Annotated in this window: 12 protein-coding genes; 11 read left to right on the forward strand and 1 reads right to left on the reverse strand. The window is 74.8% G+C overall.

From position 1 onward, the window contains the following. Positions 1 to 53: 53 nt before the first annotated feature. The 3 genes from glgP (at position 54) to E9529_RS06280 (ending at position 4,272) form a co-directional block, all read left to right on the forward strand. Positions 54 to 2,603 (forward strand): alpha-glucan family phosphorylase, encoded by a 2,550-nt coding sequence (glgP, locus tag E9529_RS06270; RefSeq protein ID WP_236830267.1) that lies wholly within the window; start codon positions 54 to 56, stop codon positions 2,601 to 2,603. A gap of 122 nt (positions 2,604 to 2,725) precedes the next feature. After that, positions 2,726 to 3,679 (forward strand): FHA domain-containing protein, encoded by a 954-nt coding sequence (locus E9529_RS06275; RefSeq protein ID WP_236830268.1) that lies wholly within the window; start codon positions 2,726 to 2,728, stop codon positions 3,677 to 3,679. Positions 3,680 to 3,759: 80 nt separating this feature from the next. After that, a complete protein-coding gene (locus tag E9529_RS06280; RefSeq protein ID WP_236830269.1) occupies positions 3,760 to 4,272 on the forward strand; it encodes a hypothetical protein in 513 nt (170 codons plus the stop codon). Here E9529_RS06280 and glgX read toward each other — a convergent pair whose 3' ends face one another. Then, a complete protein-coding gene (glgX, locus tag E9529_RS06285) occupies positions 4,273 to 6,423 on the reverse strand; it encodes a glycogen debranching protein GlgX (protein WP_236830270.1) in 2,151 nt (716 codons plus the stop codon). It lies immediately after the preceding gene. A 70-nt stretch (positions 6,424 to 6,493) separates the two neighbouring features. On the opposite strand from glgX, the gene E9529_RS06290 reads away from it, so the two are divergent. From E9529_RS06290 to mnmA, 8 genes are all read left to right on the forward strand, one after another. After that, entirely contained in the window at positions 6,494 to 7,300 is an 807-nt protein-coding gene (locus tag E9529_RS06290; RefSeq protein WP_236830271.1) for an ABC transporter ATP-binding protein, read from the forward strand. A gap of 10 nt (positions 7,301 to 7,310) precedes the next feature. Then, positions 7,311 to 8,099 (forward strand): enoyl-CoA hydratase/isomerase family protein, encoded by a 789-nt coding sequence (locus E9529_RS06295; protein WP_236830272.1) that lies wholly within the window; start codon positions 7,311 to 7,313, stop codon positions 8,097 to 8,099. Positions 8,100 to 8,104: 5 nt separating this feature from the next. Next, positions 8,105 to 9,217: a PLP-dependent cysteine synthase family protein gene (locus E9529_RS06300; RefSeq protein ID WP_236830273.1), complete on the forward strand. Its 1,113-nt coding sequence runs from the start codon at positions 8,105 to 8,107 to the stop codon at positions 9,215 to 9,217. 117 nt (positions 9,218 to 9,334) lie between these two features. Continuing rightward, positions 9,335 to 10,114, forward strand: a complete 780-nt coding sequence (locus E9529_RS06305; protein WP_236830274.1) for an electron transfer flavoprotein subunit beta/FixA family protein — start codon at positions 9,335 to 9,337, stop codon at positions 10,112 to 10,114. Positions 10,115 to 10,148: 34 nt separating this feature from the next. After that, entirely contained in the window at positions 10,149 to 11,111 is a 963-nt protein-coding gene (locus E9529_RS06310) for an electron transfer flavoprotein subunit alpha/FixB family protein (protein ID WP_236830275.1), read from the forward strand. A 166-nt stretch (positions 11,112 to 11,277) separates the two neighbouring features. Further along, positions 11,278 to 12,693, forward strand: a complete 1,416-nt coding sequence (locus E9529_RS06315) for an MFS transporter (protein ID WP_236830276.1) — start codon at positions 11,278 to 11,280, stop codon at positions 12,691 to 12,693. Next, the gene (locus E9529_RS06320; RefSeq protein WP_236830277.1) at positions 12,690 to 13,895 is read left to right on the forward strand and encodes a cysteine desulfurase family protein; all 1,206 of its coding nucleotides are present in this window, start codon (positions 12,690 to 12,692) and stop codon (positions 13,893 to 13,895) included. Before E9529_RS06315 ends, E9529_RS06320 begins: the two co-directional genes overlap by 4 nt. Beyond that, positions 13,892 to 14,977: a tRNA 2-thiouridine(34) synthase MnmA gene (mnmA, locus tag E9529_RS06325; protein ID WP_236830278.1), complete on the forward strand. Its 1,086-nt coding sequence runs from the start codon at positions 13,892 to 13,894 to the stop codon at positions 14,975 to 14,977. Before E9529_RS06320 ends, mnmA begins: the two co-directional genes overlap by 4 nt. Positions 14,978 to 15,116: the final 139 nt, after the last annotated feature.

Genomic DNA, 15,116 nt, shown 5'->3' on the forward strand with positions numbered 1-15,116 from the left:
CGGCCGTGCGCGACGCACCTGCCGGTGGGCCCGGGACTGGTTAGGCTCGCCCGGTGCGAGCACTCCGCCGGTTCACCGTCCGCGCGGCTCTGCCGGAGCCGCTCCTCCCGCTGTCCCAGCTGGTGTCGAACCTCCGCTGGTCCTGGCACGCGGAGTCCCGCGACCTGTTCGAGGCGCTGGACCCCGACCTGTGGCGCCGCTGCGGCGGCGACCCGGTCAAGGCGCTCGGCGAGGTCTCGGCCGAGCGGCTGGCCACCCTGGCCAAGGACCGGCGCTTCGTCCGCCGGCTCACCGACGCCGTCGACGACCTGCAGGAGTACCTCTCCACGCCCCGCTGGTACCAGTCGCTGGGCGACGAGGCGCCGCGGAGCATCGCCTACTTCTCCGCCGAGTTCGGCATCACCGAGGTCCTGCCGCAGTACTCCGGCGGGCTCGGGATCCTCGCCGGTGACCACCTCAAGGCCGCCTCGGACCTGGGGGTCCCGCTGATCGGTGTGGGCCTGCTCTACCGGGCCGGCTACTTCAGCCAGGGGCTGTCCGCCGACGGCTGGCAGCTCGAGCACTACCCGTCGCTGGACCCGCACGGCCTGCCGATCAAGCTGGTGCGCCAGGCCGACGGCTCGGCCGTGGTCATCACCGTGCCGCTGCCCGAGGGGCGCACGCTGCACGCGCACGTCTGGCGGGCGCAGGTGGGGCGGGTGTCCCTGCTCCTGCTCGACAGCGACATCGAGGAGAACGCGCCGGCCGAGCGGCTCGTCACCGACCGGCTCTACGGCGGCGACGAGGACCACCGCCTCCGCCAGGAGATGCTGCTGGGCATCGGCGGGGTGCGGGCGGTGCGCGCCCACTGCTCGCTGACCGGCACGCCGCAGCCGGAGGTCTTCCACGCCAACGAGGGCCACGCCGGCTTCCAGGGGGTCGAGCGCATCCGCGAGCTCAGCGAGGCGCACGGCCTGGGCTTCGGCGAGGCGCTCCAGGCCGTCCGCGCGGGCACCGTCTTCACCACGCACACCCCGGTGCCGGCGGGCATCGACCGGTTCCCCAAGGCGCTGATCGAGCGCTACTTCGCCGGGTTCGGCGTCCCGATGGACCAGCTGCTGCCGCTGGGCGCCGAGGACGACCCGGCGAAGTTCAACATGGCGCACATGGGGCTGCGCCTGGGCCAGCGGGCCAACGGCGTCAGCCAGCTGCACGGGCACGTCAGCCGCGGCATGTTCAAGGACCTGTGGCCCGGGTTCGACGAGGGCGACGTGCCGATCGGCTCGATCACCAACGGGGTGCACGCCCCCACCTGGACCGCGCGCGAGCTGGTCGAGATGGGCACGCAGACCTCCAGCCAGGGCGACCCGGTGGAGGTGGACGGCGAGGTGCACTTCGACGGGGTCGACCGCATCCCGGCCGCGGAGCTGTGGGGCACCCGCAGGATGCTGCGCGCCCGCCTGGTCGAGGAGGTGCGCCGCCGCGTCCGGGAGACCGCGCTCTCGCGCGGGGCCACCGAGGCCGAGGTCGGCTGGACCGACCACGTCTTCGACCCCGACGTGCTCACCATCGGCTTCGCCCGGCGGGTGCCCTCCTACAAGCGGCTCACCCTGATGCTGCGCGACCCCGCGCGGCTCAAGGCGCTGCTGCTGGACCCCGAGCGGCCGGTCCAGCTGGTCATCGCCGGCAAGAGCCACCCGGCCGACGACGGCGGCAAGAAGCTGATCCAGCAGATGGTCACGTTCGCCGACGACCCGGAGATCCGGCACCGCATCGCCTTCCTGCCCGGCTACGACATCGGCATGGCCCGCTACCTCTACTGGGGCTGCGACGTCTGGCTGAACAACCCGCTGCGCCCGCTGGAGGCCTGCGGCACCTCGGGTATGAAGGCGGCGCTCAACGGGGGGCTGAACCTCTCCATCCGCGACGGGTGGTGGGACGAGTGGTTCGACGGCCAGAACGGCTGGGCGATCCCGACCGCCGACGGCGTCGCCGACCCCGACCGCCGCGACGAGGTCGAGGCCCGGGCGATCTACGACCTGCTCGAGACCCAGGTGCTGCCGCGGTTCTACGGGACCGACCACGACGGCATCCCGGGGCGGTGGGTCGAGATGGTGCGGCACACGCTGCGGGAGACCGGCCCCCGGGTGCTGGCCACCCGCATGGTGCGCGACTACGTCCGCGACCTGTACGTGCCGGCCGCGGGCTCGGCCCGGGCGATGGCCGCGGAGGGGTACGCGCCGGCGCGCACCGAGGCCTCATGGCGGGCGCACCTGCTGGCCCACTGGCACGACGTCCGGGTCGCGCACGTGGAGGCCACCGGCGCCGGCGACACCCCGGAGATCGGCTCGACGCTGGCGCTGCGCGCGGAGGTGGAGCTGCCCGGGCTGCAGCCCGACGACGTCGAGGTGCAGGCCGCCTACGGCCGGGTCGACGACGCCGACGGGCTGCACGAGGTGACCACGGTGCCCATGAGCCACGAGCACACCGACGGTTCGCGGCACTGGTTCACCGCCACGCTGCCGCTGGAGCGGACGGGTGCCTTCGGCTACACGGTGCGGGTGCTCCCGCACTCCGAGCACCTGGCCGACCCGGCGGAGCTCGGCGTGGTCAGCACCGCCTGAGGGGGAACCAGCGGGCACTCGGGCCACGCCGGTCACAGTGACCTCGTGTGACGTCGTCGCGCCCCGGCGTGGCGGTGGCCCGCGGCCAGCCAGAACGCTCGGGCATCACTAGGCTGGACGCCATGCCCGACCGCTGTGAAGTCCTCCCCGGAGATGCCGTCGTCGCTCGCCGTGGCGGCGGCCTGCTGTGGGTCGACGCTCCCGGCTCGCCCGCCCTCGTGTCGGCCCTGCACGCCTGCCTGGGTGTGTCGGGCCCCGGGGCCGACCGGGTGCTGGCCGCCGTGGCCGGTGAGGTGAGCTCCCTGGCCTCCGGCGGCGCCTCGTTCGCCCTCGTCCTCACCTCCGACTCCGGCACCGGCGTCGCGCTGTGGGCGGGCAAGGGCCAGCCGGCCGTCGACGGCGTCCCGGTCTCCGGCTCGTCGATCGAGGGGGGCACCCTCGCCACCGGCTTCTCGCTGGGGCAGTCGCTGTACGTGGGGCCCGGCCAGTCCGCGCCGCGCACCCCGCCGGGCGTGAGCTTCGACCTGGTCGAGGGCACCGTGCCCGGCGGTGGTGCCACGCTGCACCTGGCCGGCGCGGCGCCCGCCGCCGCTGCTGCGACGGCGGCCCCGGCCCCGGCGCAGTCGTTCTCGGCGAGCACGGACTCCGGCTTCGGCGCCGGCCGGGGCTCCTCCGCGGCCCGCCCCGACTCGGGCGAGCAGACCGCCTTCTGGCGGCCCGAGGCGAACGAGGCGGCGCCGATCCTGCGCTTCGACGACGGCATGGTCGTCACCATCGACGAGGACCTGGTGCTCGGCCGGCGTCCCGACAACCACGAGATGGTCTCCAGCGGCTCGGCCCGCGCGGTGCCGATCGCGGACACCCAGAACGTCCTCTCGTCGGCCCACGCGGCGCTCACCCGCAACGGCCGCGAGGTGTCGCTGGTGGACCTGGGCTCGCTCAACGGCACCCACGTCGCCGGCCCGGAGGCCACCGAGTGGACCCAGCTCGAGCCGGGGGTGGCCCACCCGCTCTCCGACGGCGACCGTCTCCTCCTCGGCTGGACCGTCATCACCTTCGAGCAGCCCCAGGACTGACGCGGAGCGTTGCACGCCGGAGGCCCGGAACCGACCAGGTTCCGGGCCTCCGGCGTTCAACGGTGCCGGACAATCACGGCGTGCACCTGGACTCCGCCCACGAGCTCGCGCTCAGCTCGCCCACCCGGCTCCCGGCAACCGCCCGCCGGCTCTCGCAGACGGTCCTGCTGGTGCTGCTGTCGGGGCGGATGTGGGTGCGGGACACCAGGGGGCGACGCCGCGACATCACGGGACCGACGTGGGTGGTCTGGTACCCCGGCGAGACGCTGGAGTACGGCGCCCACGGTGCCACGGTGCACTGGCTGTTCGCCGCACCGACCGGGCCGGTGCCGCCCGGATCGCCGCGACCGGGGTCGTCCGTGCGGCTCGCCGGCGACGGCGGGGAGGTCGAGGACGCACGGCTGATCCACTACCTGGACGACTCCCCGGACGGGTCCGGTCCGCTGTCCCTGGTCGCGGACGCCGCCGGCAGCGGCATCGGGATCAACGCCCTCACCGACGTCGTCGAGGTCGTGGAGGAGTCAGACGAGGACCTGTACCCCTGGGACTTCGGCCCGGGCCTGGACCACCCCGTTCGCCTGGGCCCGCGCTGATCAGGGACGGCGCTCGACCCGCAGCAGCCAGACGCACCGGCCGGGCAGCTCCACCGGCCCCGGGGGCAGGAAGGTGAGCGCCGGCGGGGTGCCACGGGCGTACTCCGTGGCGACCACCAGCTCGTAGCCGTCGGCCCACGGCGGGCCGGGCAGCTCGACGGTCACCGGGTCGGGCCCGGCGTGCAGCTCCACCAGGTAGGAGTCGTCGACCACCGGGTGGCCGTGCTCGTCGCGGTGCCGGATGCCGCGGCCGTCGAGGTACATGCCGATCGTCTGCAGCCCGGTGTCGAACCAGTCCCCGGTGGTCAGCTGGCCGCCGCCGGGGGCGAACCACGCCAGGTCCCGCGTGCCGCCGGTGCCCGCCAGCTCGTGCCCCTCGAAGAACGCTTCCTGCCGCAGCACGGGCGCCCCGCGGCGCAGCCGGACCAGCCGGGTGACGAAGGCCAGCAGGTCCTCGTCGGTGGCCGCCCAGTCCAGCCACGAGATCTCGTTGTCCTGGCAGTAGGCGTTGTTGTTGCCGCCCTGCGTCCGGCCCAGCTCGTCGCCGGCGGTGAGCATCGGCACCCCGGTGGACAGCAGCAGCGTGGCCAGCATGTTGCGCACCTGACGGGCCCGCAGCGCGACCACCTCGGGGTCGTCGGTGGGGCCCTCGACGCCGCAGTTCCAGTTCCGGTTGTGGCTCTCGCCGTCCCGGTTCTCCTCGCCGTTGGCCTCGTTGCGCTTGTGCTCGTAGGTGACGAGGTCGGCCATGGGGAAGCCGTCGTGCGCCGTCACGAAGTTGATCGAGGCGAACGGCCGCCGGCCGTCGGAGCGGTACAGGTCCGAGGAGCCGGTCAGCCGGTAGGCGAGGTCACGGACGCCGACGTGTGCTCCCGACCAGACGTCGCGGACGGTGTCGCGGTACTTGCCGTTCCACTCCGTCCACGGCGGCGGGAAGTTGCCCACCTGGTAGCCACCGGGGCCGACGTCCCACGGCTCGGCGATCAGCTTCACCTGGCTGACCACCGGGTCCTGGTGCACGACGTCGAAGAAGGCCGACAGCCGGTCGACGTCGTGCATGGAGCGGGCCAGCGCGGAGGCGAGGTCGAAGCGGAAGCCGTCGACGTGCATCTCGGTGACCCAGTAGCGCAGCGAGTCCATGAGCAGGCCCAGCACGGCCGGCCGGCGCACGTCGAGGGTGTTCCCGCAGCCGGTGTAGTCGGTGTAGCGGGCGGGGTTGCCGCCGTCGAGCCGGTAGTAGCCGGGGTTGTCGATGCCCTTGAACGACAGCGTCGGGCCGGTGTGGTCGCCCTCGGCCGTGTGGTTGTAGACGACGTCGAGGACCACCTCGATCCCCGCGGCGTGCAGCTCCTTCACCATCGTCTTGAACTCGGTGACCTGCTGGCCGCCGCTGCCCGAGGCGCTGTAGGCCGCGTGCGGCGCGAAGTAGCCGAGCGTGTTGTAGCCCCAGTAGTTGGTCAGCCCGCGGCGCAGCAGGTGCGGCTCGCTGACGAAGTGGTGCACCGGCAGCAGCTCCACCGCCGTCACCCCCAGCGCCAGCAGGTGCTCGACGAACGCCGGGTGCGCGAGGCCGGCGTAGGTGCCGCGCAGGTGCGGCGGCACGCCGGGGTGCCGGGCGGTGGCGCCCTTGACGTGCACCTCGTAGACGACGGTGTCCGACCAGGAGCGCCGGAGCGGGCGGTCGCCGTCCCAGGGGAACGGGTCGTGGACGACGACGCCGCGGGGCACGTGGGGCGCGGAGTCCTGGTCGTCGGCTACGGCGGAGTCGGGGTGGTCGAACGGGTGCCCGAACAGCGCGGGGTGCAGCCGCAGCTCACCGTCGACGGCCCGCGCGTAGGGGTCGAGCAGCAGCTTCGCGGGGTTGTACCGGTGGCCGGAGGCCGGGTCGTAGCCGCCGTGCACGCGGTAGCCGTAGCGCTGCCCCGGGCCGACGCCCGGCAGCCGGCCGTGCCACACCTGGTGGGTCGTCTCCTCCAGGCGGTGCCGGTGCTCGGTCCCGTCGGGGTCGAACAGGCACAGGTCGACGGCGGAGGCGCCGGCCGACCACAGCGCGAAGTTCGTCCCGCGGCCGTCCCACACCGCGCCGAGGGGGGCGGGCGCGCCGGGCAGCACGTCGGGGACCAGGTGTCCGGCCGCTGCGTGTTCGGTCACCGGGCGATCGTGCCTGGTCCTGGCCCGGAGCGGGCGCACCGACCGGCGCGGGGGTTGGTTGGATGGGGGCGTGCCGAATGCTGACGCCCTCGCGGGGGCGGTCGTACGGATGACCGGCGTCGACGTCGTGCGGGGCGGGAACCACCTGCTCCGCGGCGTGGACTGGGCGGTGGAGGGGGACCACCGCTGGGTGGTGCTCGGCCCCAACGGGGCGGGGAAGACCACGCTGCTGCAGCTCGCCGCCGCGCAGCTGCACCCGACGCAGGGCGAGGTGCGGCTGCTGGGCGAGACGCTCGGCGCCGTCGACGTCTTCGAGCTGCGGCCGCGCATCGGGCTGACCAGCGCGTCGCTCGCCCAGCGCATCGGGCCGGCGGAGAAGACCGGTGACGTCGTCGTCTCGGCCGGCTACGCGGTGGTCGGCCGCTGGCGGGAGCGCTACGACGTCCACGACCTGACCCGGGCCGGGATGCTCATGGCGCAGTGGGGCGTCGCCCAGTACGCGCACCGGCCGTTCGGCACCCTGAGCGAGGGCGAGCGCAAGCGCACCCAGATCGCCCGCGCGCTGATGCCCGACCCGGAGCTGCTGCTGCTCGACGAGCCCGGCGCCGGGCTGGACCTCGGGGGGCGCGAGGACCTCGTCTCCCGCCTGTCGGACCTGGCCCGCTACCACTACGCGCCCGCGCAGGTGCTGGTCACCCACCACGTCGAGGAGATCCCGCCGGGCTACACCCACGCCCTGCTCCTGCGGGAGGGCGAGGTCGTCGCCTCCGGCGCGGCCGACGACGTCCTCACCGCCGGGCACCTGTCGGACACGTTCGGGCTCCCCCTCGAGCTGACCCGCACCGACGGGCGGTTCACCGCACGGCGGGCTCGCTAAGGTGCGCTCCATGGCATCGACGCCCGAGTTCGTGACCCTGCAGGTGGCCGACGGGGTGGGCACGATCCGCCTCGACCGGCCGAAGATGAACGCCATCGACGAGCAGCTGCACCTGGAGGTCCGGGCGGCGGCGCTCGAGGCCGGCGAGCGGGCCGACGTGCGCGCCGTCGTCCTCTACGGCGGCGAGCGGGTCTTCGCCGCGGGCGCCGACATCAAGGCGATGTCGCAGCTGGACGGCCGGTCGATGGTCGCCTGGGGCCGCGAGCTGCAGGACTCCTTCCGCGCGGTGGCGCGCATCCCGAAGCCGGTCATCGCCGCGGTCACCGGCTACGCCCTCGGTGGTGGCTACGAGCTCGCGCTGTGCGCGGACTTCCGGGTGCTCGGCGCGGGCGCGAAGGTCGGCCAGCCCGAGATCCTGCTCGGCGTCATCCCGGGTGCGGGCGGCACGCAGCGGCTGGCCCGGCTGGTCGGCCCGGCCCGGGCCAAGGACCTGGTCTTCACCGGCCGCCACGTCGGTGCGGAGGAGGCCCTGGAGATGGGGCTGGCCGACGCCGTCGTCCCCGACGCGGAGGTCTACGACACCGCGCTGGCCATGGCGCGCAAGCTCGCCGCCGGCCCGCCGCTGGCCCTGGCCGCCGCCAAGCGCGCCATCGACGAGGGGCTCGACCTGTCGCTCGACGAGGGGCTGGACCTGGAGAGCCGGCTGTTCGCCGAGCTGTTCGACACCGAGGACCAGAAGGCCGGCATGCGCTCGTTCCTGGACAGCGGTCCGGGCCAGGCCGAGTTCTCCGGCCGCTGACCCCGGTGGACGACGTCGTCGACCGGTCCGACCCGGGCGGGCGGGAGTGGGTCGACCGGGCGGTCGCCGTCGTCGAGGCCGACGCCCGGCGCAGCGCGGACACCCACCTGCTGGTCTACCCGCTGCCGCCCGAGTGGGGCGTCGACCTCTACCTCAAGGACGAGTCGACCCACCCCACGGGCAGCCTCAAGCACCGGCTGGCGCGGTCGCTGTTCCTCTACGGGCTCTGCTCAGGGCAGATCACCGAGGGCAGCACGGTCGTCGAGGCCTCCAGCGGGTCGACGGCGGTGAGCGAGGCCTACTTCGCCCGGATGCTCGGCCTGCCGTTCGTCGCGGTGGTGCCGCGCTCGACCAGCCCCGAGAAGGTCGCGCTCATCGAGTTCCACGGCGGTCGCTGCCACTTCGTCGACCGGGCGCCCGACATCTACGGGGAGGCCCGCCGGCTGGCCGCCGAGTGCGGGGGCCACTACCTCGACCAGTTCACCTACGCGGAGCGGGCCACCGACTGGCGCGGCAACAACAACATCGCCGAGTCGATCTTCGAGCAGCTCTCCGCCGAGCCGCACCCGGTGCCCGAGTGGGTCGTGGTCGGGGCGGGCACCGGCGGCACCAGCGCCACCATCGGCCGCTACCTCCGCTACCGGCGGCACCCGACGCGGCTGGCCGTCGTCGACCCGGAGAACTCCGCCTTCTTCCCCGGCTACGCCGCGCTCGATGCCGGCTGGACGACCGGCACCCCGTCGCGCATCGAGGGCATCGGGCGGCCGCGGGTGGAGCCCTCGTTCGTGCCCACCATCGTCGACCGGATGGTCGCCGTGCCCGACGCGGCGTCCCTGGCCGCGATGCGGCACCTGGAGCGGGTCACCGGGCGCCGGGCCGGGGGGTCCACCGGGACCAACCTGTGGGGCGCGTTCGGGCTGGTCGCCGAGATGGTCGCCGCGGGGCGCCGCGGGAGCGTCGTCACCCTGCTGTGCGACGGCGGGGAGCGGTACGCCCGGACGTACTACTCGGACGACTGGGTGGCGGCCCAGGGCCTGGACCTCGCGCCGTACGCGGCGACGCTCGAGCGGTTCGCCGCGACGGGGGAGTGGGCGGCCCCACCGATCCCACGGGCGTGACGTGCCTCACCCGCCCCTCGCACCCCGGCGGCGTTACCCCGCAGTAGCCTCCATCCTTGGAGCCAGGCGGGCCCGCGTGCCCGCATCCTGAACGCGTCCTGAGGAAGGTTCAGCGCGATGAACATCGTCGTTCTTGTCAAGCAGGTCCCGGACTCGGGTAGTGAGCGGAAGCTGGACCCGGCCGACAACACCGTCGCCCGGGCCGCCGCCGACAACGTCATCAACGAGATGGACGAGTACGCCATCGAGGAGGCGCTCACCATCAAGGAGGCGCAGGGCGGCGAGGTCACCGTGCTCACGGTCGGCCCCGACTCCGCCACCGACGCCATCCGCAAGGCGCTGTCCATGGGCGCCGACAAGGCCGTGCACGTCGTCGACGACGCCATCCACGGCTCGTGCGCGGTGCAGACCTCCGCCGTCCTCGCGGCGGCGCTGGGCCAGATGGAGTACGACCTGGTCATGTGCGGCGCGGAGGCCACCGACGCGCAGCTGTCGGTCATGCCCGCCCTGCTCGCCGAGCGCCTCGGCATCCCGCAGCTCTCCGGTGCCCGCAAGGTCACCATCGAGGGCGGCACCGCGAAGGTGGAGCGGCAGACCGACGGCGGCTTCTGGGCCCTGGAGGCCCCGCTCCCGGCGATCATCTCGACCTGGGACACGATCAACGAGCCGCGCTACCCCTCGTTCAAGGGGATCATGGCCGCGAAGAAGAAGCCGGTCGAGACCAAGACGCTGGCCGACATCGGCGTCGACGCGGGCAGCGTCGGCCTGGCCACCGCCACCAGCAAGGTCCTCGACTTCGCCGGCCGCCCGCCGAAGGGCGAGGGCGTCAAGGTGACCGACGAGGGCGACGGCGCGCAGAAGTTCGTCGACTACCTCGCCGGCCAGAAGATCGTCTGACCCCCGCCCGGATCGAAGGAAGAGGAGAACACCCATGGCAGAGGTCCTGGTCCTTGCCGAGCTCAACCCGGCCGGCGGCGGCGTCCGCAAGACCACCCTGGAGGCCCTGACCGCGGCCCGCGCGCTCGGTGAGCCGTCGGCCGTCGTCCTCGGCGCGCCCGGCACGGCCGCCGGCGTCCGCGACCAGCTCGCGGAGTACGGCGCCGCGACGGTCTACGTCGCCGAGTCGGCCGACATCGACGACTACCTCGTGGCACCCAAGGCCGAGGTGCTGGCGCAGCTGGTGGCCGAGAAGTCGCCCGCCGCCGTCGTCATCCCGTCCTCCCCGGAGGGCAAGGAGATCGCCGCCCGCCTGGCCGTCAAGACCGGCAGCGGCTTCCTCACCGACGTCACCGAGATCGCCTCCGACGGCACCGCCACCCAGGTGGCGTTCGCCGGCGCGACGATCGTGCACTCGCAGGTCACGGTCGGCACCCCGATCTACACGCTGCGCGGCAACTCGATCGCCGCCGAGCCGGCCCCGGCCGCCGGTGCCGAGCAGACCGTGGACGTCGCCGTGAGCGACGCCGCCAAGCAGGTCCGCGTCGTCGAGCGCGTCGTCGAGCAGAAGAGCAGCCGCCCCGAGCTCACCGAGGCCTCGATCGTCGTCTCCGGTGGCCGCGGCGTGGCCAGCGCCGAGAACTTCTCGATCATCGAGGGCCTGGCCGACTCGCTCGGTGCCGCCGTCGGCGCCTCCCGCGCCGCCGTCGACTCCGGCTTCTACCCGCACAGCTTCCAGGTCGGGCAGACCGGCAAGACCGTCTCGCCGCAGCTCTACGTGGCCGTCGGCATCTCCGGTGCCATCCAGCACCGCGCCGGCATGCAGACCAGCAAGACGATCGTCGCCATCAACAAGGACCCCGAGGCGCCGATCTTCGAGCTGGCCGACTTCGGCGTCGTCGGTGACCTGAACACCGTCGTCCCGGCCGCCACCGAGCAGATCAACGCCCGCAAATAAAACACCCCGTCCCCCTCCAGCCTCGCTCCGCTCGCCCGGAGCCTCTGGACGGGGCCGGCTGAGCGGAGACACTCCGCGCAGGTCGGACCAACGTCTGAGCGCCGGTCCCCGGGAGGGGGTCGGCGCTCGACGCATGTCCGGGAGCGGGAAGCAGCCGGGAGCGCGGGTGGTTGAGCACCGCGTGGACACCGTCGCGCCCCCGGCGCTGTTCGACCGGGCGCACCGGCTCACCACCGCCGGCCTGCTGATGCTGGTCACCTTCGTCGCCTTCGAGGCGATGGCGGTGGCCACGGCGATGCCGACCGCGGTCGCCGAGCTGGACGGGCTGGCCTGGTACGCGTGGCCGTTCAGCGCCTTCCTCGTCGCCTCGGTGGTCGGGATGGTGGTCGGCGGCGACCTCGGTGACCGCCGCGGCCCCCGGGTGGCGCTGCTGACCGGTGTGGCGGTGTTCGCGGCGGGGCTGCTGGCCGCCGGCGTCGCGGGCGACATGGCGCTGTTCGTCGCCGCCCGGGCGCTGCAGGGCATCGGCGGCGGGGCGATCGCCGTCGCCCTGTACGTCGTGGCCGGGCAGGCGTTCGCACCCGGGCTGCGGCCGCGGCTGTTCGGCGCGTTCGCCGCCGCGTGGGTGCTGCCGGCGCTGGTCGGCCCCGTCGTCGCCGGGCTGGTCACCACGCACCTCACCTGGCGGCTGGTCTTCCTCGGCCTGCTGCCGCTCATCCTGCTGGGCCTCGGTCTGGTGCTGCCCGCCGCCCGGGCGCTGCCGCGGCCCGCCGCGCCCGCGGTGCCCGCCTCCGCCCGCCGGTGGTGGGCGCTGCTGGCCGGCGTCGGGATCGCCGCGCTGCAGTACGCCGGCCAGCGCCTGGACCTCCTGGCGGCCGGGATCGCCGTCGCCGGGCTGCTGACCCTCGTCGCCGGCCTGCGCCCGCTGCTGCCCCCGGGGACCGCCGTCGCCCGCCCGGGGCTGCCCGCGGTGGTCGCCGGCCGCGGCCTGCTGGCCGGCGCCTTCTTCGGCATGGACGCGCTGCTGCCGCTGGCCCTCACCGAGCTGCACGGCTACTCGGCCACCGCCGCCGGCGTCCCGCTCACCGCGGGTGCGCTGGGCTGGGCCACCGCCTCGCAGCTGCAGGGCCGCAACCCGCAGTGGTCGCGGGTGCGGTTGCTGCGGCTCGGGTTCGGCGTGCTCACCGCCGGGCTGCTGGCCACGGCCGCCATCGCCGTCCCCGGGATCGGCGGCTGGCCCGCCTACGCGAGCTGGGCGGTGGCCGGTCTCGGCATGGGGCTGGGCATGCCGAGCCTGAGCGTCCTCCTGCTCGAGCGGTCCTCGGACGAGACCCGTGGCGCGGACTCCGCCGCCTTCCAGATCGCCGACGTCACCGGTGCCGCCGCCTGCGTCGGCGTGGTCGGTGTGCTCGTCGCCGCCGCGGCCGGCGGAACGCTGTCCTTCCCGGTCGCGGTGCTGGCCGGTGTGGTGCTGCTCTCGGCCGTCGCGGTCGCGGGTGCGGTGCTGGCCCCACGGGCGGGTGGTGCTCCGGCGGCGGCAACCGGCCCCGCCGTCCCCGCGACTACCCTGAGCGCGTCATGACCTACTCGGATCCGGTCTACCTCGACCACGCGGCGACCACGCCGATGCTGCCCGAGGTGCTGGCGGCGATGACCGGCCAGCTCGGCCGCGTGGGCAACGCCTCGTCGTTGCACGCCAGCGGCCGGGCGGCGCGCCGTGCGGCCGAGCAGGCCCGCGAGCGGCTGGCCGAGGCGCTGGGCGCGCGCCCGTCGGAGGTGCTGTTCACCGGCGGCGGCACCGAGAGCGACAACCTGGCCGTCAAGGGGCTGTTCTGGGCCCGGCGCGCGGCCGACTCCCGCCGCCGCCGCATCGTCGTCAGCCCGGCCGAACACCACGCCGTCCTGGACAGCGTCGAGTGGCTGGCCAAGCACGAGGGCGCCGAGGTGACCTGGCTGCCGGTGGAGCCCTCGGGGCGGGTGACCCCGGCCGCGCTGGCCGAGGCGCTCGGCGACGGCAGCGACGTCGCCGTCGCCAGCGTCATGTGGGCCAACAACGAGATCGGCGCGGTGAGCGACGTCGCCGCGCTCGCCGCGGTGGCGCACGACGTCGGCGTGCCGTTCCACACCGACGCCGTGCAGGCGGTCGGGCAGGTGCTGGTCGACTTCGGCGCCAGCGGCGTCGACGCCCTCACCATGACCGGGCACAAGCTGGGCGGCCCGATGGGCGCCGGCGTCCTGCTGCTGCGCCGCGACGCCGAGTGCACGCCCCTGCTGCACGGCGGCGGACAGGAGCGGGACGTCCGCTCCGGCACGCTGGACGTCGCCGCCATCGTCGGGCTCGCGGTGGCGGCCGCAGCGGCGGTGGACGGGCGCGTCGAGCGGGCCGCCGAGCTCGCCCGGCTGCGCGACCGGCTGGTGGCCGGGGTCGTGGCGCAGGTGCCCGACGCGCAGCTCAACGGGCCGGCTCTGGACGACGTCGTCCGCTCGGGGCCCGGCCGGCTCCCCGGCAACGCGCACCTGTCGTTCCCCGGCGCCGAGGGCGACGCGCTGCTCATGCTGCTCGACGCCAAGGGCATCGAGTGCTCGACCGGTTCCGCCTGCAGCGCGGGGGTGGCCCGGCCGAGCCACGTGCTGCTGGCCGTGGGCGCCGACCCGGAGCGGGCGCGCAGCTCGCTGCGGTTCAGCCTCGGGCACACCAGCACCGACGCCGACGTCGACGCGCTCCTCGCCGTCATCGCCCCCGTGGTCGAGCGGGCCCGGCGGGCCGGGACGGGGCGCCGGTGAGGGTCCTGGCGGCGATGAGCGGGGGCGTCGACTCCGCCGTGGCCGCGGCCCTGGCCGTCGACGCCGGGCACGACGTCACCGGGGTGCACCTGGCGCTCTCCCCGGACCGGCAGGCGCTGCGCAGCGGGGCCCGCGGGTGCTGCAGCGTCGAGGACGCCCACGACGCCCGGCGGGTCGCCGACGAGCTCGGCATCCCCTTCTACGTGTGGGACCTGGCCGAGCGGTTCACCGAGGACGTCGTCGACGACTTCGTCGCCGAGTACGCCGCCGGGCGCACCCCCAACCCGTGCCTGCGCTGCAACGAGAGGATCAAGTTCTCGGCGGTGCTGGACCGCGCGCGGGCGCTGGGCTTCGACGCCGTGGTCACCGGGCACCACGCGCGGCTGGCCGACGGCGAGCTGCGGCGCTCGGTCGACGCCGCCAAGGACCAGTCCTACGTGCTCGGGGTGCTCACCGCCGAGCAGCTGTCGGCGGCGGCGTTCCCGCTGGGCGGCATGACCAAGGACCGGGTGCGGGAGATCGCCGCCGAGCGCGGCTTCGGCGTCGCGGCGAAGCCCGACTCGCACGACATCTGCTTCATCCCCGACGGCGACACCCGCGGCTTCCTGGCCCGCCGGCTGGGCAGCCGCCGGGGCCCGGTCGTCGACGCCGCCACCGGCGCGACCGTCGGCGAGCACGAGGGCACCTACGGCTTCACCGTCGGCCAGCGGCGGGGGCTCGGGGTCACCGCCGGCGACTCGCGGCCCCGCTACGTGCTCGGCATCGAGCCGGTGAGCCGCACGGTGACCATCGGCACCGCCGACCTCGCCGGGGTGTGCTGCGTCGTCACCGCGGCGCCCACGTGGACCGGGACGGCGCCGGCGCTGCCGTTCCGGGCGGAGGTGCAGCTGCGCGCCCACGGCACCCCCGTGCCCTGCGAGGTGACCGGGGACGACGCCGGCGGGCTGCGCATCCTGCTGGACGAGGACCAGCGCGGGGTGGCCGCCGGGCAGTCCGCGGTGCTCTACGCGCCCGACCCGCTGCGCGGCGACCTCGTCCTGGGCCAGGCCGCCGTCCGCAGCGCCACCGCGACGCGCGGCTGAGACCCCCCACCGGCCGTCGGACCTCCCGCACACGGGCCGGTGAACACCCGCCGACGACGGCGTGGCCGCGACGGCTCCGAGTGGCGGGCCGCGGGGAGCCGTGATCACCTCGCAGGGACCTGGTTCCGAGGAGCGGGAG

It is taken from the genome of Blastococcus sp. KM273128 (assembly GCF_021698975.1).
Taxonomy (GTDB): domain Bacteria; phylum Actinomycetota; class Actinomycetes; order Mycobacteriales; family Geodermatophilaceae; genus Blastococcus.